This window comes from Bacillus sp. ok061, assembly GCF_900108285.1.
Classification (GTDB): Bacteria; Bacillota; Bacilli; order Bacillales; family Bacillaceae_G; genus Bacillus_A; species Bacillus_A thuringiensis_S.
The window spans coordinates 84,172-107,311 of the sequence record NZ_FNUW01000019.1 but is presented as its reverse complement, the minus strand read 5'-3'; the positions used below and the strand labels follow the sequence as shown (position 1 = coordinate 107,311).

Genomic DNA, 23,140 nt, shown 5'->3' with positions numbered 1-23,140 from the left:
CAAGTAATTTTGTTTTTAGATGTTTATTTTCTAAACGTAGCTGTTCTAATTCACTGAGCTCTTTTGGTCCTTTTCCATAAGAATATTGTTTTCCTACAGGTTGTTGAAAACGATACGTTTGATCTGTACGATACCATTTCATCCATGTCTTAATTTGGGAAACATTTTTAATTCCGAGTTTCTCCATAATTGCACGATTTGAATAACCGTCTTTCTTCATTTCAATGACTTTCCACTTTGTTTCTTCTGGGTAATGAACTCTTGTCTTCAAACGAAAAACACCTCCAATGAATTTGCATACTTAGTATGCGAATTCAGGAGGTGTTTTTTCATGTACCACTATTCGGGTTCACTTCATTTAAACTGGAGGTTTTTATTTTTTGAAGAAGTAATAATAGGCTTCTTTTGTAGCTGTAAATTTATAAAAAAAGTCGGGTCATTTATAATGAAATTAGATAAAAATATCTATTTGGATACAGTTGCTTATATGCGAGGAGGTAAAACATGAATTACATTTCACCGAAAGAAGAAATGTTAAAAGTGAAACGGTGGCCTAAAGGTACGATAGCGGCAGGTCGTGGTCATACAGTTGCTCTTAAATCGGATGGCACAGTTGTGGCAGTGGGGCGAAATAAAGAAGGAGAATGCAATGTAAGCGGTTGGTGTGATATTGAAGCAGTCGCAGCGGGCAATGTTCATATGGCGACGAACACGGGTAATGCTCATACAATCGCTCTGAAAAGTGATAATACTGTGGAAGCGGTGGGGTGGAATAAGCATAATCAATGTGATGTAAACGAATGGCATAATATTGTATCGGTTGCGGCGGGATGGCGTCGTACCATTGGTCTTAAACCGGATGGCACGGTAATAGCGGTGGGGCGAAATAAAGAAGGAGAATGTAATGTAAGTAGCTGGAGAAATATTGTGGCGGTCACGGCGGGTGATTGGCATACAGTCGGTCTTAAATTGGACGGCGCAGTGACGGCAGTGGGGAATAATCGATATGGCCAATGCAATGTAAGTGGATGGCGTGGTATGGTGGAGTTGGCGGCAGGTTACCTTCATACTGTTGGTTTGAAACCGGATGGCAAAGTGATGGCCGTGGGTAATAATAAGCTTGGTCAATGCGATTTAGGCAGCTGGAAAGATATTATGGCAATAGCAGCTGGTACGAATCATACAATCGGACTTAAATCAGACGGTACCGTGGTGGCAGTAGGCTGGAATGAGTATGGTCAATGTAATGTAAGTGATTGGCGCGATATTATAGCGGTAGCAGCTGGTTGTGCGCATACGGTCGGTCTTAAATTAGATGGCACCGTGGTAGCAGTAGGTGATAATACATACGGTCAATGCGATGTAGGTAGTTGGCGCAACATCCGATTGCCTGGCAAATAGTTAATGTACAACAAATCATTAGTAATATTATTCTATTTTAGGAGTAATTATGGTAAAGGATATGTAGAAAATAATCAAATTTGCATTTGATGAATAAGAATCTCTTTTCAAAAGGGGTTCTTATTCTTTTTGCGTAAAATAAGTATCTAAATAGAATTTTTAAACAAGCTTTATTTCAAAGCTACAGTAGAAGAGATAAATAAAGCATAGGAGAGCTGAAGAAATGCTTAAAAAGTTTTTGCTTTCTTTACCGGATGTTTTACTTGTATGCGTTGTTCTCTACATAACATACACAACTACTTTTAGTTTTGGACAGACGTTAGTAATTTTAATTGCAATCGGAATCATTGGTGGTCTTGTTATAAGAATTTGTACGGATGTATTCACGTATATAAGATGGACAATTAAACAGAGGGAATCTTGAATATGTTGTATTGCTATTAGGAGGGAATGAAATGACTAAGAAGAAGAGTAGAGTGAAAAATGAAATCGCACTTTGGACATTGACAGCGGTTGTTCTCATCATTGCATGGCACTTTTTTCAAAGATAAAAATGCATCGTACTTAAAAGGTACGATGCATTTTTATTATTATTTTTGCCAATTTTCTTTTATAAAGTCTTCACGGCCAGATTCTTTTTGCTCATTAGCATATTTTTCTGGGTTCTTTTTATAGAAATGTTGATGGTATTCTTCAGCCTCATAAAAAGGTGCAGCCGAGCGAATTTCAGTTACGATTGGCTCTTTAAACATACCGCTTTCTGCAAGAGCTTGTTTTGATTTTTCAGCAAGCTCTTTTTGCGTTTCATTATGATAAAAAATAGCAGTGCGGTAAGAGGGACCACGGTCAAAGAATTGTCCGCCATCATCAGTTGGATCGATTTGTGGCCAATATAAATCTAGTAATTTTTCATATGGAAAAATAGAAGGATCGAATGTAATTTGTACAACTTCTAAATGACCAGATGTACCAGCTTTTACTTGTTCATATGTTGGGTTTTCTACATGACCACCTGCATAGCCAGAAAGTACTTTATGAATACCAGGAAGTTCATCAAATGGCTTTACCATGCACCAAAAGCAACCGCCTGCGAAGGTTGCGAGTTCGTATGTTTTTTCGGACATTGTTGTAATCCTCCTAAATGTATATGTTTTATATAGTATTATACAATTTTTTTTATTGCGCAATAAAAAAAATTTAGAAGTAAAGAAAAATTGAAATATATTTCTTTATAAAGTCTTTAAAATTCCTTCAAAGTTTCTTTTTTTCTGAGTGTTATGATGTAAATCGAAGTGAATATGTGAGGTGATAGGCAATGAATCCATATATGAAAATTAATAGTTTACAACAAAAAATGAAAGAGAGACTAATATGAAAAAGGAATTTATACAAAGCGATTTAAGAAATATATTAATTGCGGCATGCTTACTATTAGGGTTAGTTATTTTTGGATATTTTTTAATAAATAATTACCCAGGTACAAATGAAAAAAAGAAGTTAACAGATGCAACATCTACTTCAGAATCAATTACATCTATTGCTAATTCAGATGCCAAAAAAAGGGTTACAAAAACTTTTAATATTACGGCGAAAGTAGCAAGTGTAGATTTGGGAAATGGGAAAAAGGTAGATGCATGGACCTTTGATGGAACATCACCGGGTACTCAAATTCGAGTTAAACAAGGTGAACGTATTGTTGTAAATTTGAAAAATGAATTGCCAGAACCAGTTACAATCCATTGGCACGGATTAGATGTTCCTGCGGCGGTAGACGGTGTTCCAGGTGTTACGCAAAATGCTATAAAACCAGGTGAAACATATACATACGCATTTAATGCTGATCAGGTGGGGACTATTTGGAACCATTGTTATTGAACCGAATAAACCAGCTGTAAAATATGAAAAGGATTATACAGTGGCGATCCATGAATGGAAAACAGGAGCCATAAAAACCCGTAAGCATAATGGCGAACAAGATAAAGATTGGGATAGCTACCCTAGCAATCATATTCGAAATGAAAAGGCGCAAACTTTAGAAGGCCCGTTAATGATGCCAAGTAATGATCAACTCAAAGATTTATCTGATGGAGATGATTATGATGTATTTACATTAAATGATACAAGTGAGGGACTACGATTGGATGCAAAACCAGGTGAAACAGTACGCCTTCGCTTAATTAATGCTGGGAATAATACGCATTTAATGACATTAGTTGGGGTGCCATTTCAAATTATCGCATTAGATGGTCGTGATATAAAAGGTGGGGACGAGCTAGATAAAGCAATTCTTCCGATGGGAGCTGCACAACGTTATGACCTTGTTTTTAAAATGCCGGAAACAACGAGTGTAAAACTTATTAATGTGGATCCATCTAAGAAAATGAATCGTATGTTAACGGCGACTATTGGGAACGGTTCTTTGCCGAAAAAACCTATTGATATAAAGAGTTATCCATGGTTTGACTTTACGAAATATGGAGAAAAAGAAGTTGGCAAGTTTACGATAGATTCAAAGTTTACAAAGGTCTATGATATGGATTTGGCAGAAGGTGTGAAAGATGTAAATGGACAAGAAAAATGGGTGTATACGATTAATGGAAAGACATCACCTAATATTCCACCCATTAAAGTAGAGAAAGGAGATAAAGTTAAGATTCGCTTTAAAAATAAGGGAGAAGAAATTCATCCAATGCATTTGCATGGACATACATTCCAAGTTATTTCTAAAAATGGTAAACCAATGGAGGGAAGTCCGATTTACTTAGATACAGTTAATGTTTTTCCGGGAGAAGAATATGAAATTGGTTTAGAGGCAAATAATAGTGGACTATGGATGGTTCATTGTCATCATCTCGTTCATGCGGAAAAAGGAATGCATACGATGATGAATTATGAGGGGGTAACTACTCCATTTTCTACCGGAGATCACTCAGGTAATCATCCAGAATAATAATACGGAGGTTTTCATGCTTTATAGAATGATAGTATTTATTTTAACAAGTGTAAGTATATTTTTATTTTCTCATAGTAGTGTATTTGCTCATACAAGTGTTGTAGGAGCCACCCCTAAAGAGGGGGAGGTTCTTACAGTACAACCGGAACAGATTATTCTTGAATTTAGTGAACCAGTTACAGGAAATGTAGTCAATATTGAACTGCTAGATCCAAGTGCAAAGAGAGTGCAAGTATCAAAGGTTGAAATATTAGATAACCCAACAAAAATAAAAGTGAAATTACCAAACTTAAATAATGGTACTTACACAGTAAGGTGGTCTATGATTTCTGCAGACGGACATCCGAGTGAGGGAGGCTATCCCTTTTCAATTGGAGAAGAAGTACAAACTAATGTAGTGGTAGAGGGAAATGCGAGTGGGAGTGGCTCAGTATTTTCAGATGTTATGATAGTAACACTACGCTATATTGTAGAGGGAATGATTTTAATTGGAGCAGGAGTAAAGTGGCTCGATATGTTTGTAAAACGTTATAGATTACCTTCCATATTGCAAAGAATGAAGAATATGAAAAAGATTTTTTTCTCTATACTTGTAGTAGGATTAATAGCCGAATTAATAGTGTATAAGTCAATTATTCCGAAGGAGAGTTTACTTATTCATTCGCCATTTTCAGTTATTATTATGATTCAACTGCTATTATTAGTTCTTATGTCTTTGCAGCATATGGGGAACGAATGGTATGCGCTAGTTTGGGGATTTCTTGTTGCGAGTTTTTCTTTCACAGGTCATGTATGGATTACTAATCCAAATTGGGCAGCAGTTATAATTAGAATGGTCCATGTTATGAGTATTGCAGTGTGGCTAGGAGCACTTATTTATTTAGCTCTTGTTATAGCGTGGACAACATTATACAAAATTACATTTGATCAAAAGCGTTTCCGTAAACATTTTAGTATTATTGCTGGTATTTCATTTATTCTAGCATTTCTTTCTGGGGAATTAATTGTGTTTTTACAGACAAGGAATTGGGTGTTTTTTAATTTTAATTCAATATGGACGAACCTTTTAAATATAAAGATTCTTACTGTATGTATAATTACAATTGTAGCATGGAGACAAACGAAAACATGGGGTAACGATATTGGAACAGTTAATCGCCGTTTATTGCTCTTAGAAATTGTTCTAGCTATACTCGTATTATTAGCTGGTATTTGGATGAGTCAAGTTTCGTTTCCGGTGAATTCTGTAACAAGCTAAAATTATAATGTTCATAGGAGTTCTGTAATGTCAATCCGTATTAGATTGCTGTTGTCGTATGTTGCGATGGTAATTATTCCAATCGTTTTTTGCGGTATAGCAGTTATGTTAATTAGTGTTACTTTATTTGGTGATATTCGTATTGCAAAAGCAATCATTGGTCTTAATCAAAATAGTCATTCTCTCATTGATAAAGAGCAGGAGGGAGCTATTCGTACAAAAGAAGATGAAGATGATATTTTTAGTAGGTTGAAAATTCTTTCATCGTATGCTCCAGATAAATTGGAGGATATAAATTTTTTAAAGGAAACTGATAAAGAATTAAACGATAATCAAGCAGGATTACTAATTCGAAAAAATGATGAGCTTACATATTCATCCCCATATTTTAAAATCTCTTCGTTTGATAAATACCTACCCGCATTTGAAACGGAAGGACAAAGAAAAGGAATGGATGTGAAAATAGAGGGTAATTCTTTTTACTATAAGCAATTTGATTACTACGATGAAGAGAAGGATAAGGTAAGTATTTTTGTATTTGAGTATGTAAATCCTTTAGAAGAAATGATTAGAGAATTTTTCCCGTATTTCGTATTTTCTTTAATACTTGGGTTAATTATTACGAATGGAATATTAACATATTTTATATCACGGAGTATTATTAAACCATTGCATTCATTAAAGCAGGCAACGGAAAGAATTCAAAAGGGTGATTTAGATTTTCAAGTAAAGCCACTTGCGAAAGATGAAATAGGTGAATTAAGTTTATCGTTTGAAGAGATGCGTGGCAGGTTGAAGGAATCGGTCGAGTTGCAAATGCAATATGAAAAAAATCGTAAAGAGTTGCTTTCAAATATTTCTCATGATTTACGGACGCCAATAACGGCTATTAAAGGTTATGTACAAGGAATTAAAGAGGGTATCGCTCGAACTCCAGAACAATTAGATAAATATTTAACGATTATTTATCATAAAGTGTTTGATATGGATCAATTAATTGACGAGCTTTTTCTCTTTTCAAAACTTGATTTAAAAGAGGAACCGTTTCAATTTGAAGAGGTTGAAATTAATCAATACTTATCTGATTGCATAGAAGAACTACAGCTTGAATTACAAAATAAGGGAATTGCAGTGAGATGGGATGCTCAAAAGGATACTTCTATTTTGGTAAAAGGTGATCGTGAAAAATTACGTCGTGTTATTACAAATATCATTTGGAATAGTGTGAAGTATATGGATAAAGAAGAAGGATATATAGGAATTCGCATGACCGAATCTATTGATTATGTAACGATTTACATAAAAGATAATGGGGTAGGAATAGAAGAGAAGGCGTTGCCTCATATATTTGAAAGGTTTTATCGTGCAGATCATTCTAGAAATTCTAAAACAGGTGGAAGCGGACTTGGTTTGTCAATTGCACATCAGATTATCACACAACATGGTGGTGATATTTGGGTAGAAAGCAAAAAAGGTAAAGGAACGACGCTGGCATTTACATTACAAAAAATCAATTAGAAAAAGGAGAGCATCTTGAAAAGAATTTTAATTATTGAAGATGAAGCTATTATAGCAGAGTTAGAAAAGGATTATTTAGAGGTTGCTGGGTATACAGTAGATATTGATTACTCTGGCGAAAAAGGTTTACAAAGAGTTCTTCTAGAGGATTATGACTTGTTAATTTTAGACATAATGTTACCGGGAATAGATGGATATGAAATTTGTAAACAAGTTCGATTGGAAAAGGACATACCAATACTTATGGTGTCCGCAAAACAAGAGGAAATCGATAAAATTAAAGGGTTAGGTTTTGGAGCAGATGATTATATTATAAAACCGTTTAGCCCGAGTGAAATGGTGGCACGTGTAAATGCTCATCTAGCTCGTTATGATCGTTTAACAGGAAAACGAGAGCTAATAAAAGATGAAATTCGTATTCGAGGATTGTTTATTGATAAATCGGCCCGACGTGTATTTGTAAATGGAACTGAGGTCATGTTAACCGGAAAAGAATTTGATTTATTAACTTGTATGGCAGAACATCCAAATCAAGTATTTAGTAAAGATCGTCTCTTTGAAACTGTATGGGGGATGGATGTAATTGGTGATGCAGCAACGGTTGCTGTACATGTGAAAAATATTCGTCAAAAAATTGAACTCGATCCATTCGATAAATCATATATCGAAACAATTTGGGGAGTAGGATATCGTTTTACACAGTGAAAAAGGCCAGCAAAAATGCTGGCTTTTTTTGCGTAAGTAGATTAAGAAATTACAAACAAGATCCTCCGCTAACATCAATTAATTGTCCAGTAACCCAGCGGCTGTCTGGAGAAGCGAGAAATGCCGCGGTATCGGCAATATCTTCTACTTCACCTAAGCGATTAAAAGCGGAAATGGTAGTAGCGTACTGTTTCATCATTGGGTCGCTCAAGAGTTCCGCATTCATATCTGTTTTAATAAATCCAGGAAGTATTGCATTCACTGTTATTCCTCGTGCTCCGAGCTGTTTTGCTAGTGTGAAAGTCATTGTATTAATAGCGCCTTTCGTCATACTATATGCAACAAAATCAGGTAAAGAAATGCGGGTCGCAGCGGATGAAATATTAATAATTCGGCTATTGTCACGTAAACGTGGCAGTGCTTGTTGAATGATAAAGAATGGTGCTTTTGCATTAACTGAAAACATTCTATCAAAAAATTGTTCAGTCGTTTCTTCAATAAAAGCACCAGGACCAATTCCAGCGTTGTTTATTAAAATATCAAATTTAGTACTACCAGTTCTTTTTTGTAATTCGCTATCTAAAGAACTATAAAGGGTTTCTACACCATGTAAAGATTCAAGGTTTGCACCGATAGAAAAAGCAGATCCGCCATTTGATTGAATTTCATAAACAGTTTCTTCAGCATCTTCTTTTCGATTTCCGTAATGAATAGCAACCAATGCACCGTCATTTGCTAAACGTTTAGCGATCGCTCGTCCAATTCCTCGGCTTGCTCCTGTAACTAACGCTACTTTCCCTTTTAACATAGTTTCCTCATCTCCTCATAAACTTTATAAGTTTTTCTTTATGTAGTAATGCAAACATACTTAAGTAATATATGAGTGTATGTAAGTAATGCATTCCAATTTTGATTTTTTTGAAAAAACATGTTGACAAGGAAAAGAACAACGTCCTATAATACGTGTAACAAATAAAAGTTAATTAAGAATTTTCTAACTTTATATGTTGTATATGCAAAGAAGAGGAAAGTAGATGATTATGATCGTTTCAGAGAGCTACTCCAAGGCTGTGAGGGTAGTAACAATCGAATCATTGAAGATCACCTCGGAGCATCGCTTGCGAAAGGGAAACTGAGTAGAGGGCGGCGGCATCGTCTCCGGTAAAAGGACGGAGGTCTGATTGGACCTACAAAGCTTATATTTCGTGAGAAGTATAAGGAAGCTGAGTGGTAACGCGAAACTCTCGCCTCAGCAATCAAAGCTACTAAATTGTAGTAGTTGATTGCTGAGGCGAGAGTTTTTATTTTTAAAAATAGAAGAAGAGAATGCGTAGAAGAGGAGAGTAAATGATAAAAATTGTTTCAGAGAGCCGCCTAGAAGCTGTGAGGGCGGTAACAATTTAATCATTGAAGATCACCTCGGAGCACTACTTTTGAAACTAGTAAAAAGTAGCGGAGTTGTTTCCGATAGAAAAACAAAAGTCTAATTGGACTTGCAGAGCTTATATTTCGTGAGAAGTGTAAGGAAGCTGAGTGGTACCGCGATTCCCTCGTCTCAGCAATGGATTGCTACAAGTATGTATGTAATCGATTGTTGAGACGAGTATATTTTTAAGGTTTATATACTGAATATTCTGTTAAAAATACTCATCTCAGCAATCGATATAGAAATAGATTGCAAAAATAGAGAGAAAAAAAGAGGAGCGATGTGAGATGGGAAACCAGTACATTTATATGAATGGGGAATTTGTAGAAAAAGAAAAGGCAGTTGTTTCAGTATATGATCACGGTTTTTTATACGGAGACGGTGTATTTGAAGGGATTCGTAGTTACGGAGGAAATGTATTTTGTTTAAAAGAACATGTGAAACGATTGTATGAATCAGCGAAATCTATTTTACTAACAATTCCAATGACGGTAGAAGAAATGGAAGAAGCAGTTTTACATACACTCCAAAAAAACGAATATGCTGATGCTTACATTCGCTTAATTGTCTCAAGAGGAAAAGGTGACTTAGGGCTCGATCCGAGAAGTTGTGTGAAGCCGAGCGTAATTATCATTGCAGAACAATTAAAGTTATTCCCACAAGAATTTTATGATAATGGGCTAAGCGTTGTATCTGTTGCATCAAGACGTAATACGCCAGACGCGTTAGATCCACGTATTAAGTCAATGAATTATTTAAATAACGTACTTGTAAAAATTGAGGCGGCACAAGCAGGAGTGTTAGAGGCTCTTATGTTAAATCAACAAGGATATGTTTGTGAAGGTTCTGGCGATAATGTTTTCGTTGTGAAAGATGGAAAAGTATTAACCCCGCCATCCTATTTAGGAGCATTAGAAGGTATTACGAGAAATAGTGTTATCGAGCTATGTGAACGATTGAGTATTCCATGTGAGGAAAGACCATTCACTCGCCATGACGTATACGTAGCGGATGAAGTATTTTTAACAGGAACAGCAGCGGAGTTAATTCCAGTTGTAAAAGTTGATTCGAGAGAAATTGGAGATGGGAAACCAGGAAGTGTAACGAAACAATTGACCGAAGAATTTAAAAAATTAACGAGAGAAAGAGGAGTACGTGTTCCCGGGCTGACGGAAAGCTTAGCATAAATAAGGAGAGGAGTTAATTGAAATGAAGCAGCAGTATACAGCGTATGAGAAGTTACAGTGTGAAGAAATGACAGGCGCTGGGCACGTGATTCAATGTTTGAAGAAATTGGGTGTAACGACCGTTTTCGGCTATCCAGGCGGAGCGATTTTACCAGTATACGATGCGTTATACGAAAGTGGTTTGAAACATGTTTTAACTCGTCATGAACAAGCTGCCATTCATGCGGCTGAAGGATATGCGAGAGCTTCTGGAAAGGTCGGGGTAGTCTTTGCTACCTCTGGCCCAGGGGCGACAAATTTAGTTACGGGCTTAGCAGACGCTTATATGGATTCGATTCCTTTAGTTGTCATTACCGGCCAAGTTGCGACGCCTTTAATTGGTAAAGATGGATTTCAAGAAGCGGATGTTGTCGGAATTACAGTACCTGTTACGAAGCATAATTACCAAGTTCGTGATGTAAATCATGTATCACAAGTTGTGCAAGAAGCTTTTTACATCGCCAAAAGCGGACGACCGGGACCAGTATTAATCGATATTCCAAAAGATGTTCAAAATGCAAAAGTCACCAGTTTCTTTAATGAAGAAGTTGATATTCCGGGGTACAAACCAGAACTTGTACCAGACAGCATGAAACTTAGAGAGGTGGCTAAAGCAATTTCAAAATCAAAGCGTCCACTTCTTTATATTGGAGGAGGTGTCATTCATTCAGGTGGATCCGATGAACTCTTCGAATTCGCAAGGGAGAACCGTATTCCAGTCGTTTCAACTTTAATGGGACTTGGTGCATATCCACCGGGAGATCCATTGTTTCTAGGGATGCTTGGTATGCATGGGACATACGCTGCTAATATGGCGGTAACAGAATGTGATTTACTACTTGCATTAGGTGTTCGCTTCGATGATCGTGTAACAGGGAAATTAGAACTTTTTTCTCCGCACTCGAAAAAAGTACATATTGATATTGATCCTTCTGAGTTTCATAAAAATGTAACTGTAGAGCATCCGATTGTTGGTGATGTGAAAAAAGCGTTACACATGTTGTTACATATGTCTATTTATACACAAACAGACGAATGGCTTCAGAAAGTAAAGGCATGGAAAGAAGAATATCCACTTTCTTATAAGCAAAAAGAATCTGAGTTAAAACCACAGAATGTGATCAACTTAGTAAGTGAATTAACGAATGGTGAAGCAATTGTCACAACAGAAGTAGGACAGCATCAAATGTGGGCTGCTCACTTCTATAAAGCAAGAAAACCTCGGACGTTCCTTACTTCTGGAGGATTAGGAACGATGGGGTTTGGTTTTCCAGCAGCAATCGGTGCTCAGCTAGCTAAAAAAGAAGAACTTGTTATTTGTATTGCAGGTGACGCTTCTTTTCAAATGAACATTCAAGAACTACAAACAATTGCTGAAAATAATATCCCTGTAAAAGTATTTATCATAAATAACAAATTTTTAGGGATGGTAAGGCAATGGCAAGAAATGTTTTATGAAAATCGTTTATCAGAGTCAAAAATTGGATCACCAGATTTTGTGAAAGTAGCAGAAGCTTATGGAGTCAAGGGATTAAGAGCAACAAATTCAACCGAGGCGAAACAAGTGATGTTAGAAGCATTTGCTTATGAAGGTCCTGTCGTAGTTGATTTTTGTGTAGAAGAAGGTGAAAACGTATTTCCGATGGTTCCGCCAAACAAAGGAAATAACGAAATGATTATGAAGAGGTGGGAAGAATGAGTCATACTTTTTCACTCGTTATTCATAACGAGCCAAGTGTCTTATTACGTATAAGTGGGATTTTTGCTCGGCGTGGTTATTATATTTCTTCTTTACATTTAAACGAAAGAGATACTAGTGGTGTTTCTGAAATGAAACTCACAGCAGTTTGTACTGAAAATGAAGCGACATTACTTGTTAGTCAGTTGAAAAAATTAATTGATGTTCTACAAGTAAATAAATTATAAGGAGTGTATGGAATATGAAAACGTATTATGAGAAAGATGCAAATGTAGAGTTATTACAAGGGAAAACTGTTGCAGTAGTTGGTTATGGATCACAAGGTCATGCGCAAGCACAAAATTTACGTGATTCTGGTGTAGAAGTAGTAGTTGGTGTTCGTTCTGGTAAGTCGTATGAAGTAGCGAAAGCGGATGGGTTTGAAGTAATGTCTGTTTCAGAAGCGGTTCGAACCGCACAAGTTGTACAAATGTTATTGCCAGATGAACAGCAAGCACATGTATATAAATCAGAAGTAGAAGAGAATCTCCGTGAAGGACAAATGTTACTTTTCTCACATGGATTTAACATTCACTTCGGCCAAATTAATCCGCCAAGTTACGTAGATGTAGCAATGGTTGCGCCAAAAAGTCCAGGTCATCTCGTTCGCCGTGTATATCAAGAAGGAAATGGTGTTCCGGCATTAGTCGCAGTGCATCAAGATGCGACGGGAACAGCGCTACATGTAGCATTAGCGTATGCAAAAGGTGTAGGTTGTACACGTGCGGGTGTAATTGAAACGACATTCCAAGAAGAAACCGAAACGGATTTATTCGGTGAGCAAGCTGTACTTTGCGGCGGGGTAACTGCACTTGTGAAGGCCGGGTTCGAAACGTTAACGGAAGGTGGATATCGTCCTGAAATTGCATACTTTGAATGTTTGCATGAATTAAAGCTAATTGTTGACTTAATGTACGAAGGTGGATTAACGAATATGCGCCATTCTATTTCAGATACGGCAGAGTTTGGAGATTATGCAACAGGATCGAGAATTGTTACAGATGAAACGAAGAAGGAAATGAAGCGTGTTCTTACAGAAATTCAGCAAGGTGAATTTGCGAAGAAATGGATTTTAGAAAATCAAGCAGGGCGTCCGACGTATAACGCAATGAAAAAAGCAGAACAAAATCATCAATTAGAGAAAGTGGGAGCAGAGCTTCGTGAAATGATGAGCTGGATTCATGCACCGAAAGAATTAGTAAAGAAATAGAGTAAGAGAGTATAAATGAAAAATACGTAAGAGGGGATTTGACAAGATGAGAAGTGACATGATTAAAAAAGGTTTTGATAAAGCGCCGCACCGTAGTTTATTAAAAGCAACTGGTTTGAAAGATGAAGATTTTGAAAAACCATTCATAGCGATTTGTAATTCTTTTATTGAAATTATTCCAGGGCATAAACACTTGAACGAGTTTGGGAAACTTGTAAAAGAGGCAGTTCGTGCGGCAGGTATGGTACCATTCGAATTCAATACAATTGGAGTTGACGATGGTATTGCGATGGGACATATCGGTATGCGTTATTCTCTTCCGAGTCGTGAAATAATTGCAGATTCAGTAGAAACGGTTGTAAATGCACACTGGTTTGACGGCATGATTTGTATCCCAAACTGTGACAAAATTACACCAGGTATGATGATGGCGGCACTACGTATTAATATTCCGACTGTGTTTGTTTCAGGCGGCCCGATGGCAGCAGGAAAAACATCTAAAGGAGAAGTTGTTGATCTGAGTTCCGTTTTTGAAGGAGTAGGAGCTTATCAATCTGGGAAAATTTCAGAAGAAGAATTAAAAGATATTGAAGATCATGGCTGTCCATCTTGTGGCTCTTGTTCGGGTATGTTTACCGCGAACTCTATGAATTGTTTATGTGAAGTGTTAGGTTTAGCTCTTCCTGGTAACGGGAGTATTTTAGCAATTGATCCAAGACGTGAAGAGTTAATTAAACAAGCAGCAGAGAAATTGAAAATTTTAATTGAAAGAGATATTAAGCCGCGTGATATTGTAACGGAAGAAGCAATTGACGATGCTTTTGCACTTGATATGGCGATGGGTGGATCAACGAATACAGTATTACATACGCTAGCACTCGCACAAGAGGCAGGACTAGATTATGATATGAACCGTATTGATGCAGTTTCAAGACGTGTACCTCATTTATGTAAAGTAAGTCCAGCCTCAAATTGGCATATGGAAGATATTGATCGTGCGGGCGGGATTAGTGCAATTTTGAAAGAGATGAGCCGAAAAGAAGGAGTACTTCATCTTGATCGAATAACTGCTACGGGGCAAACATTAAGAGAAAATATTGCTGAGGCAGAGATTAAAGATAAGGAAGTTATTCACTCTCTCGAAAACCCTCATAGTGAGGAAGGAGGATTGCGTATATTAAAAGGCAACCTTGCGAAAGATGGAGCAGTTATTAAAAGCGGTGCAACAGAGGTAAAGCGTTTTGAAGGACCTTGCGTTATTTTTAATTCACAAGATGAGGCACTTGCTGGCATTATGCTTGGGAAAGTGAAAAAAGGAGATGTAGTTGTCATTCGTTATGAAGGACCAAGAGGTGGCCCTGGTATGCCAGAAATGTTAGCACCAACATCAGCAATTGTTGGAATGGGATTAGGTGCTGAGGTTGCATTATTAACGGATGGACGTTTCTCGGGTGCTTCACGTGGAATTTCAGTAGGACATATTTCACCAGAAGCGGCAGCTGGTGGAACAATTGCACTTCTTGAACAAGGGGATATTGTATGTATTGATGTTGAAGAACGCTTACTAGAAGTAAGAGTGAGTAATGAAGAATTAGATAAGCGTAAAAAAGAATGGAAACGACCAGAACCGAAAGTAAAAACTGGCTGGCTTGGACGTTATGCACAAATGGTAACATCGGCGAATACAGGGGCTGTCCTGAAAATCCCACATTTTGATTGAGCCAATTTAAAAGAGATAAGGATGATATATAATGGTGCAAAAGGTAAAGGAGAGAGTGAAAATTGAAGATATCTTAATGGCTCATAATTGCATGAAAGATATCGTTATTAAAACACCGTTACAACGTGATACAGTTTTATCTGAGAAATATGATTGTGACGTTTATGTAAAACGAGAAGACTTACAATTAATTCGCTCTTTCAAAATTCGTGGTGCGTACAATTTAATTCAAAGCTTACCGAAAGAAAAGTTGCAAAACGGTGTTGTTTGTGCAAGTGCTGGTAATCATGCGCAAGGAGTTGCTTATACGTGCAATTTATTGAAGATTCCGTCAAAAATATTTATGCCCACAACAACACCGAAACAAAAAGTATCACAAGTACAATTTTTCGGTGGTGATTTCGCAGAGATTGTATTAGTTGGTGATACATTCGATAGCTCTTTCCAAGAAGCACAGCGCTATTGTGAGGATAATAGAATGACGTTTGTTCATCCGTTCGATGATCCGTATGTTATTGCTGGTCAAGGAACAGTGGCAGTTGAAATTATGCATGATATGGAGAAATCGGTTGATTATATCTTTACAGCAATCGGCGGTGGTGGATTAGCATCAGGTGTTGGTACATATGTAAAAGGTGTTAGTCCTACTACAAAGGTTATTGGTGTAGAACCGATGGGAGCTGCATCTATGAAAGAGGCTTTTCTTCAAAATGATAATGTCGCATTGGAGAAAATAGATAGTTTTGTTGATGGGGCAGCGGTTAAAAAAGTAGGAAAGTTAACTTTTGAAACTTGTAGAGATGTAATTGATGACATTGTTTTAGTACCAGAGGGGAAAGTTTGTACGACGATTTTAGAACTGTATAAGAAAAATGCGATTGTAGCTGAACCGGCTGGTGCACTCTCTATTGCAGCGCTTGATTTATATAGAGATGAAATAAAGGGTAAAACAGTTGTATGTACGCTAAGTGGTGGAAATAATGATATTGATAGAATGCAAGAAATGAAAGAACGTTCTCTCATTTACGAAGGGTTAAAGCATTATTTCATCATTGAATTTCCTCAGCGTTCAGGTGCGCTAAGAGAATTTCTTGATAAAGGATTAGGACCAGAAGATGACATTACTCGCTTTGAGTATATTAAGAAACATAATAAAGAAAATGGTCCAGCATTAGTCGGAGTAGAGTTAAAACATAAAGAAGATTATGAGCAATTAATTACTCGCTTTAAAGAAAATAATATTCAATTTATGGAGCTTAATAAAAATCCTATTTTGTTTGATTTGCTTATTTAATAGAAGGAAAGGGATAACATACGGTTTTACTAGAAATAAAAAAGATAGATACAAGCAGTAGAAACGCTACTTGTATCTATCTTTTTATAATTAAACAATATACTTTCCATATTCAAGAAGGATAAAGCTAGTTAACCAAAAGAGTATCGCAATACGAATGATTACATACATAGTAAATTCAAAGGTAGTAAGTTTTCGTTCACGTTTTATTTTTTTTAGAAGTCTAACAGAGAAAATTGAACATAAAAGTAGAACAGCTATAGATATTTTATAAATATTCTCTAACAAACTTACATTTTCTAATAAGTCTTTCAGCATGTTTATCACCTATTCTGTAAAGTATATTACAGAGAAATAGATCTTGAGCTGTCTAGTTTCGTTTGTTTTTTATTTTCCCTGTATCATCAATTTCTATATCAGTTGAAATTGTTTGTAAATATTGAAGAGCTTTTTTCTTTTCTTCCTCATTTACAGGGGAAACTTGGTTGTTGCGAATGATATAAGGATTGAATGACATTTGGACATCCTTTCCTTTAAAAGTTAAAGTTAATACGCCAGTTTCAGCGCTTTTCCCATTCACATAACTTGGGAATAAAAAGTTACCTAATGAGTAAGCGATAGGAACTTTATTATAATACTCAAACCCTTGTAACCAATGTGGATGGCTTCCGACAATTGCGTTAGCTCCTGCTTCAACCATTTTAGGTACATATTGTTTTTGGTATTCTACCGGACGATTTGATTTTTCAACGCCCCAATGCATATAGACGATTAAATAGTCTGCATCTTTCTTTTGTTCTTTAATTGTTTTTGTTACAAGATTTAAATCATAGCCATTCGCAACGCCAGGTTTATTCTCACCAGCTACCCAATTAGAATCAGGCATAAATCGAACGAAGGAAAGAAATTTAAACTTTTTCCCTTTTACGGTCATTTCTCGTGCTGTATATGCATCTTTCGCATTTTTTCCGGCTCCAATGTAAGGGAACTTTAATTTTTCTACGTGAGAAATCGTATCTAATAATCCATCTTGCCCATAATCAAGTGTGTGGTTATTCCCAATATTTACGATGTCATATCCAGTGTTTTTAATAGCTTGTAGTGTAGATGGATCACTTTTAATCCAAAACAATTGCCCAGGTGCTTTCTTTTCTTTCGTTGTAAATGCCGACTCTAAATTCACAAAAGAAATATCAGCTTTTTTTATTTCTTCTTTTACATGTTGGAATGGGTAATCAGCCCCATTCTTTTCGATTATAGGACGTAATTGCCAATCAAACATTGTATCACCAGAGAAGGTGAGTGTGATTTCTTGGTCTTCTATTTTCTTTTCGCTTTTTGAAGCGGTTTTACTAGATTTGTTTTGCAAATCGGGTTTGTCTTTTGCTTTTGAAATAAAAGAGTAATTGATTAATAAAACAATCGGTGTAATGAAAAAGGCTATTAACAAAAATCGTTTTAGTAAAGTTTTCATATATACCTTCCCTTTTAATATTATCCCGCAATTAAATTAACACTGAATCTATTAAAGGTAATTAAAGTTACAAAAAATAGCGGGTTATGTAGTGGAAAACATTTGTTAATATTCTCAATATTAAGTTAACATATAGATAACCTGTAAATCAATGTATAAACCAAAATATAGAAATAAAGAATTCGAAGGGTGAAGAATGAGAAATGGTTATATTAGGAGCAGTTGTAAATGGGATTTGTATTATATTTGGTACTTTACTTGGTAAATTATTTAGTAGGATTCCAGAAAGTATGAAAGGGACGATAATGCACGCAATCGGTTTAGCGGTTACTGTGCTTGGGCTTCAAATGGCATTAAAAAGTGAAAACTTTCTTGTTGTCATACTGAGTTTAGTGATTGGTACGGTAATTGGAGAATGGTTACAATTAGAAGAAAAGTTAAAACATTTAGGGGATTGGCTAGAAAATAAAGTTGGATCGAAGGGGAAAGGCAGCATATCAGAAGGTTTTGTAACAGCTACTTTAATTTTTGCAATTGGTGCGATGGGAATACTTGGCGCGTTGGACAGTGGGATTCGCGGAAATCATGATATTTTATTTACAAAGGCGATTATTGATGGATTCATTTCTATTATATTAACGACAACTTTAGGGATTGGGGTAGTATTTTCGGCGATTCCAGTTATTTTATATGAGGGTGGTATTGCAGTTTTTGCAACACAAATTAATAGTTACGTCCCGAAAGAATTAATGAATCAATTTATAGTGGAAATGACGGCTACGGGCGGTATTATGATATCTGCAATCGGATTAAACTTACTCGGATTTATTAAAATTAAAGTGGCGAATTTACTTCCAGGTATATTGGTGGTTGGGATAATCGTTTCAATTATTTATGGATACGGTTTGGTAGTGAATTGATAGAGGAGGGGAATACAGATGGAGGAATTTCAATTTACAAAACGTGTGCATAAAATATTGGAGATTGCAGCAAAAGAGAGTGAGTGTAACATAATTCACCCGGTCCATCTGTTTATAGGTATGTGTAAAGAAGGTACAGGAGTTTGCGCTGAGTTATTTATGTATTTGTTTCATAAAGTGGGTCCAGATTTTTTAGAAAAACTTTCGTTACGAAAACGATTCGAGTTACATAATCAAGAATATAAAAAAATAGGGCAATATAAACTATCTTATAAAGCGATAGAAATTTTACAAATAGCGAAGAAACGTATGGAACGCTTTCAGCAAGTAGTAATTAATGAAGGACATATTATGTATGCATTATTTCGTATAGATGCAGATATTGGTGAATTTATACATACACAAATGCAAGAAGATATATTACGTATTACAGCTGTCCCGAGAGACTTAGTGGTAGATTTAAATCGTTTTAAATCTATTTATAATACATTATTTTGTTATATAAGAAGAGCTAGTCCTTCTGATTTTGATAAGTTATCACGATTTGTAGCGGATGAATTTGGTGAACGGTGGTTACAGTCGGTTGTTTATGGATTTCGGACATATAACGAAAAGTTACCTATCTATATTGCACAGCAGGAGGAAGTGATAATTGGTTTTGCCTGTTACGATGTAGTGAGAGGAAAGAAAGGATTGTTTGGTCCAATGGGCATAGCGAAACAAAATCGTGTGAAAGGTGTAGGAAAAGAATTATTGCATCATTGTTTATATAATATGAAGCAAGATGGATATGAATATGCGATTATTGGACAAGCAGGTCCCATTGAGTTTTACGAGAGAAATTGTAATGCTCGTTTAATACCGATAGATAATAATTAACCAACTTCATCTAGAGGAGTTGGTTTTATTATGAAAATGATGTAGAGATGTAGTGATTTTTACTAGAAAATAGCGGGTTTTGTAGTAAATCTTGCATATAAAGCAAATTACTAAACTTTTGACAAGAAAGGGTGTAGAATGGGTATCTAAAGAAAGAAGGTGTGAAAATGGCCAGCTGGAAACGAAATTTAATGATTTGTTGGCTAGGTTGTTTTACCACTGCAGCCGGTATGAGTTTAGTAATTCCTTTCTTATCTTTTTATATTGAGGAATTAGGAGTAACTGGCACTTCAAGCATTGCACAGTGGTCGGGACTTGCATTTGGTGTAACATTTTTAATGGGTGCGATCGTATCGCCAATATGGGGAAAGCTTGGTGATATACATGGACGGAAATTGATGCTTATTCGTGCTAGCCTCGGTATGGCGATTATTATGACGCTTATGGGGTTTGTAACGGATGTGTATCAACTAGTCGCACTAAGATTTTTAATGGGAGCAGTATCTGGTTTCCTTTCAACGGCGATGACATTTATTGCAGCAGAAACTCCGAAAGAACATTCAGGTTGGACAATTTCCACAATTTCAACTGGTGGTGTGAGCGGTTCGTTACTTGGCCCGTTACTTGGAGGTTATTTGTCTGAGTTAATTGGAATGCGTCATGTCTTTCTTGTTACAGGAGCTTTTTTATTCCTTTCCTTTCTCATCGTTTTTTTCTTCCTACATGAAGAAAATCACTCTGCTCAAGCAAAAAAAACACAGCCGAAAAAAGTATGGACGATGGTCCCAGCGAAGCATTTAATTATTAGTTTATTTGTAACAACATTTATTATTCAACTTGCTAATATGTCAGTTCAACCAATTGTTACATTGTACGTAAAAAATTTAGTAGGTCCTCATACTGCACATATTGAAACAATTGCGGGAGCAGTTATGTCAGCAACAGGATTAGCAGTTATTTTGGCAGCACCAAGACTAGGAAGATTATCAGATCATATCGGTCCTCAAAAAACGTTAGTTGTAGCGTTATTTGCAGCAGGAATTATTTTTATCCCGCAAGCATTTGTAACCTCAGCTTGGCAACTATTAATTCTTCGATTTTTATTAGGTATCGCACAAGCAGGATTATTACCTTCCGTACAAACTCTACTAAAACAACATACACCAACCCATGTTACGGGACGAATATTTGGATATAATCAATCATTTCAGTTTTTAGGAAATATGATTGGTCCAGTGCTCGGGGGACAAATTGCAGCGCATGCAGGTTTCCAATATGTTTTCCTCTCTACATCATCACTATTATTTATTGCGTGTATTTGGGTTTATTTTCATAATAAGAACGAAGAAGTATCAGAGAAACAACGTTTGGAAGTTAGTTAACTAAGTGAATGAAAAAGAAAAAGGATGAAGCAACATGTGCTTCATCCTTTTTCTTTAAAATCGAAGACAGAGATAACTTAATGTACCAAGCTCATAACTACGGTGAATGACTTCACCGCTATTCTCGCCACTTCCCATTGCAATAAACAAAGGAACAAAATGCTCTGCTCTTGGTACTGCTAATTGTGCATGAGGAGCATTTTCCTCCCAATTAAACAATGCATCTTTATCGTTATTCTGCATATGTTTAATAATCCAATCATCAAATTCAATTGCCCATTTTTCAGGTGTAGTTTGATTCCATTTCAGTGCTCGTAAATTATGAACGGTAACGCCACTACCGATTACTAAAATATCTTCTTGTCCGAGTCCTTTAAGTGCTTCTCCAATTTCAAATTGTTCTTTTGCAGAAAGGAATGGATTTACTGATATTTGCACGACAGGAATATTTGCTTCTGGATACATACGATGCAGAAGTGTCCATGAACCATGATCTAAACCTCTCGTCATATTATGATGAACTGGAATACCTTTGTTCTTAAATTTTGTTTCTAACATAGATGCAATGCTAGAAGAGCCTTTCGCACGATATTTGATTTCGTATAACTCAGGGGGGAAACCTCCAAAATCATAAATTGTTTCATATTCGTTATCTGATGAGGAAATGGTTAATACTTCACTTTCCCAGTGAGCAGTGAAAATAACAATTGCTTTCGGTTTATATGTTTCTCCAAGTGTTTTTAAAAATCGTGTATAGTCTGTATCTTGAATAGCGAGCATAGGCGAACCATGTGCTAAAAATAGTGATGGCATCATAATAGTAGAAACCTCCTAAAAATTATATAATTACTTTATGTAAGTAACTATATAATTTTATTTTTGGTTCGTCAAGAGATTAGTTTGAAAGCAAGTCTGAAAAATACATCATTTGTCATAATGAAAGCAATTACATATAATATAAAATAAGAAAAGTGAATGGATATTCATTTTTCTTAAAGGTATACATAATAAATTTGGGGGCTGACGAAATGAATGTACAGGAAAGTTTCGTTACGGCATTGGATGGATCGGAAATTTATTTGCGTAAATGGTTACCAGAAGGAGATCCGAGAGGAATTATTCAAATTGCACATGGCATGACAGAGCATGCAGGGGTGTATACAGAATTTGTAGATGCTTTATTGGAAGCAGGGTATGGTGTTTATGCGCATGATCATAAAGGACATGGGAAAACAGTAAAAAAAGAAGAAGATTATGGTCATTTTGAACCAAATATAGGGTGGAATCAAGTTGTATCGGATGTTATCTTTGTTTCAGAAAGGATAAAAGAAGAGCAGTCAAGTCCTTTGTTTTTACTTGGACATAGTATGGGTTCTTTTTTATCAAGACGTGCTGTACAACTTAGAGGTGAACTATATGATGGATTTCTGATTTCAGGAACAGGTGGAAATCCAGGGCTTTTAGGAGCCGTTGGTCATAAAGTAGCGACAATCGAAATGAAATTGCGTGGGGCAAAAACGAAAAGTCCAATGTTAAACTTTTTATCTTTCGGAAACTTCAATTCGAACTTTAAGCCAAATCGTACAAAATTTGATTGGTTATCTTCAGATAATAATCAAGTTGATAAATATATTGCGGATCCGTTATGTGGTTTCATTTGTACGACGAGTTTTTACCGAGAATTATTTTCTGGAGTATTAGAAGTAAATAAACTAGAAGAATACAAGAAGACGCCAAAAAATCTTCCAATACATATATTCTCTGGTGATCGTGATCCTGTTGGCGATATGGGGAAAGGTGTAATAGAAGTATATGAAAACTATAAAAAATGTGGTGTGAAAGACGTGACACTACGTTTATATGAAAATGGTAGACATGAAATGTTTCATGAAGTAAATAAGGATGAAGTATTTAAAGATTTAATTTCGTGGTTAGATGCGCATAATAAATGAGAAAGATAATCCCAAACTGTTTGTAGTTTGGGATTATTTATCATACAGAAATAGGGGCAATAAATTCTTAAATTCACTTTACTT

At 36.0% G+C, this 23,140-nt stretch carries 23 protein-coding genes and 2 other annotated features; of the genes, 17 read left to right on the top strand and 6 right to left on the bottom strand.

Annotation, left to right across the window (positions count from 1 at the left end; translation table 11 throughout):
- The coding region (locus C4S65_RS22530) for a helix-turn-helix domain-containing protein (RefSeq protein ID WP_142391572.1) at window positions 1–271 on the bottom strand (271 nt) is incomplete at its 3' end.
- A gap of 233 nt (window positions 272–504) precedes the next feature.
- Between C4S65_RS22530 and C4S65_RS22525 the strand changes: the two genes are divergently transcribed.
- Together C4S65_RS22525 and C4S65_RS22520 are read left to right on the top strand one after the other, a co-directional pair.
- Complete coding sequence (locus tag C4S65_RS22525) at window positions 505–1,401, top strand: chromosome condensation regulator (protein ID WP_086407272.1); 897 nt, start codon at window positions 505–507, stop codon at window positions 1,399–1,401.
- A gap of 223 nt (window positions 1,402–1,624) precedes the next feature.
- Window positions 1,625–1,825 (top strand): hypothetical protein, encoded by a 201-nt coding sequence (locus tag C4S65_RS22520; RefSeq protein ID WP_061666787.1) that lies wholly within the window; start codon window positions 1,625–1,627, stop codon window positions 1,823–1,825.
- A gap of 166 nt (window positions 1,826–1,991) precedes the next feature.
- Here the strand turns inward: C4S65_RS22520 and msrA are convergent, their stop codons facing one another.
- Window positions 1,992–2,525, bottom strand: a complete 534-nt coding sequence (gene msrA / locus C4S65_RS22510) for a peptide-methionine (S)-S-oxide reductase MsrA (protein WP_086407273.1) — start codon at window positions 2,523–2,525, stop codon at window positions 1,992–1,994.
- Between the two features lie 247 nt (window positions 2,526–2,772).
- Here msrA and C4S65_RS35330 point away from each other — a divergent pair, with 247 nt between their 5' ends.
- Genes C4S65_RS35330 through C4S65_RS22490 form a run of 5 tightly spaced genes read left to right on the top strand, consistent with a single transcriptional unit; the run spans window position 2,773 to window position 7,835 of the window.
- A complete protein-coding gene (locus C4S65_RS35330; protein WP_258043880.1) occupies window positions 2,773–3,276 on the top strand; it encodes a multicopper oxidase domain-containing protein in 504 nt (167 codons plus the stop codon).
- On the top strand, window positions 3,212–4,351 hold the full coding sequence (locus tag C4S65_RS22505; protein ID WP_258043879.1) for a multicopper oxidase domain-containing protein: 1,140 nt from the start codon (window positions 3,212–3,214) through the stop codon (window positions 4,349–4,351). The genes C4S65_RS35330 and C4S65_RS22505 overlap by 65 nt, the downstream gene beginning before the upstream one ends.
- A gap of 16 nt (window positions 4,352–4,367) precedes the next feature.
- Window positions 4,368–5,612, top strand: a complete 1,245-nt coding sequence (locus tag C4S65_RS22500; protein WP_086407275.1) for a copper resistance protein CopC — start codon at window positions 4,368–4,370, stop codon at window positions 5,610–5,612.
- Between the two features lie 27 nt (window positions 5,613–5,639).
- Complete coding sequence (locus C4S65_RS22495; protein ID WP_061666784.1) at window positions 5,640–7,130, top strand: HAMP domain-containing sensor histidine kinase; 1,491 nt, start codon at window positions 5,640–5,642, stop codon at window positions 7,128–7,130.
- Window positions 7,131–7,145: 15 nt separating this feature from the next.
- Window positions 7,146–7,835, top strand: a complete 690-nt coding sequence (locus C4S65_RS22490; RefSeq protein ID WP_000821645.1) for a response regulator transcription factor — start codon at window positions 7,146–7,148, stop codon at window positions 7,833–7,835.
- Between the two features lie 49 nt (window positions 7,836–7,884).
- Here the strand turns inward: C4S65_RS22490 and C4S65_RS22485 are convergent, their stop codons facing one another.
- Complete coding sequence (locus C4S65_RS22485) at window positions 7,885–8,643, bottom strand: SDR family oxidoreductase (RefSeq protein WP_097821017.1); 759 nt, start codon at window positions 8,641–8,643, stop codon at window positions 7,885–7,887.
- Between the two features lie 201 nt (window positions 8,644–8,844).
- Window positions 8,845–9,090: a binding site (T-box leader), on the top strand.
- A 67-nt stretch (window positions 9,091–9,157) separates the two neighbouring features.
- Window positions 9,158–9,396: a binding site (T-box leader), on the top strand.
- A gap of 152 nt (window positions 9,397–9,548) precedes the next feature.
- Between C4S65_RS22485 and ilvE the strand changes: the two genes are divergently transcribed.
- Genes ilvE through ilvA form a run of 6 tightly spaced genes read left to right on the top strand, consistent with a single transcriptional unit; the run spans window position 9,549 to window position 16,449 of the window.
- Window positions 9,549–10,448: a branched-chain-amino-acid transaminase gene (ilvE, locus tag C4S65_RS22480; RefSeq protein ID WP_000528156.1), complete on the top strand. Its 900-nt coding sequence runs from the start codon at window positions 9,549–9,551 to the stop codon at window positions 10,446–10,448.
- Window positions 10,449–10,470: 22 nt separating this feature from the next.
- Window positions 10,471–12,186 carry an acetolactate synthase large subunit gene (gene ilvB / locus C4S65_RS22475; RefSeq protein ID WP_086407278.1) on the top strand — a complete coding sequence of 572 codons (1,716 nt, stop codon included), beginning with the start codon at window positions 10,471–10,473 and terminating at the stop codon, window positions 12,184–12,186.
- Window positions 12,183–12,413: an ACT domain-containing protein gene (locus C4S65_RS22470; RefSeq protein ID WP_000019916.1), complete on the top strand. Its 231-nt coding sequence runs from the start codon at window positions 12,183–12,185 to the stop codon at window positions 12,411–12,413. Before ilvB ends, C4S65_RS22470 begins: the two co-directional genes overlap by 4 nt.
- Window positions 12,414–12,427: 14 nt before the next feature.
- The gene (ilvC, locus tag C4S65_RS22465) at window positions 12,428–13,435 is read left to right on the top strand and encodes a ketol-acid reductoisomerase (RefSeq protein WP_086407279.1); all 1,008 of its coding nucleotides are present in this window, start codon (window positions 12,428–12,430) and stop codon (window positions 13,433–13,435) included.
- A gap of 46 nt (window positions 13,436–13,481) precedes the next feature.
- Window positions 13,482–15,155: a dihydroxy-acid dehydratase gene (ilvD, locus tag C4S65_RS22460; protein ID WP_086407280.1), complete on the top strand. Its 1,674-nt coding sequence runs from the start codon at window positions 13,482–13,484 to the stop codon at window positions 15,153–15,155.
- Window positions 15,156–15,186: 31 nt separating this feature from the next.
- Window positions 15,187–16,449, top strand: coding sequence for a threonine ammonia-lyase IlvA (gene ilvA / locus C4S65_RS22455; RefSeq protein WP_086407281.1), 1,263 nt, complete (start codon window positions 15,187–15,189; stop codon window positions 16,447–16,449).
- A 90-nt stretch (window positions 16,450–16,539) separates the two neighbouring features.
- Here the strand turns inward: ilvA and C4S65_RS22450 are convergent, their stop codons facing one another.
- Complete coding sequence (locus C4S65_RS22450) at window positions 16,540–16,767, bottom strand: hypothetical protein (protein WP_086407282.1); 228 nt, start codon at window positions 16,765–16,767, stop codon at window positions 16,540–16,542.
- Window positions 16,768–16,819: 52 nt separating this feature from the next.
- The gene (locus C4S65_RS22445; protein WP_086407283.1) at window positions 16,820–17,923 is read right to left on the bottom strand and encodes a CapA family protein; all 1,104 of its coding nucleotides are present in this window, start codon (window positions 17,921–17,923) and stop codon (window positions 16,820–16,822) included.
- 203 nt (window positions 17,924–18,126) lie between these two features.
- Here C4S65_RS22445 and C4S65_RS22440 point away from each other — a divergent pair, with 203 nt between their 5' ends.
- From C4S65_RS22440 to C4S65_RS22430, 3 genes are all read left to right on the top strand, one after another.
- Window positions 18,127–18,843 (top strand): DUF554 domain-containing protein, encoded by a 717-nt coding sequence (locus C4S65_RS22440; RefSeq protein WP_086407284.1) that lies wholly within the window; start codon window positions 18,127–18,129, stop codon window positions 18,841–18,843.
- Between the two features lie 18 nt (window positions 18,844–18,861).
- Window positions 18,862–19,722: a GNAT family N-acetyltransferase gene (locus tag C4S65_RS22435; RefSeq protein WP_086407285.1), complete on the top strand. Its 861-nt coding sequence runs from the start codon at window positions 18,862–18,864 to the stop codon at window positions 19,720–19,722.
- 167 nt (window positions 19,723–19,889) lie between these two features.
- Window positions 19,890–21,104, top strand: coding sequence for a multidrug efflux MFS transporter (locus C4S65_RS22430; RefSeq protein WP_103945451.1), 1,215 nt, complete (start codon window positions 19,890–19,892; stop codon window positions 21,102–21,104).
- Window positions 21,105–21,158: 54 nt separating this feature from the next.
- Here the strand turns inward: C4S65_RS22430 and C4S65_RS22425 are convergent, their stop codons facing one another.
- A complete protein-coding gene (locus tag C4S65_RS22425) occupies window positions 21,159–21,920 on the bottom strand; it encodes a class III extradiol ring-cleavage dioxygenase (protein WP_086407286.1) in 762 nt (253 codons plus the stop codon).
- Between the two features lie 212 nt (window positions 21,921–22,132).
- Between C4S65_RS22425 and C4S65_RS22420 the strand changes: the two genes are divergently transcribed.
- Window positions 22,133–23,056: an alpha/beta hydrolase gene (locus C4S65_RS22420; RefSeq protein WP_086407287.1), complete on the top strand. Its 924-nt coding sequence runs from the start codon at window positions 22,133–22,135 to the stop codon at window positions 23,054–23,056.
- Window positions 23,057–23,140 lie beyond the last annotated feature (84 nt).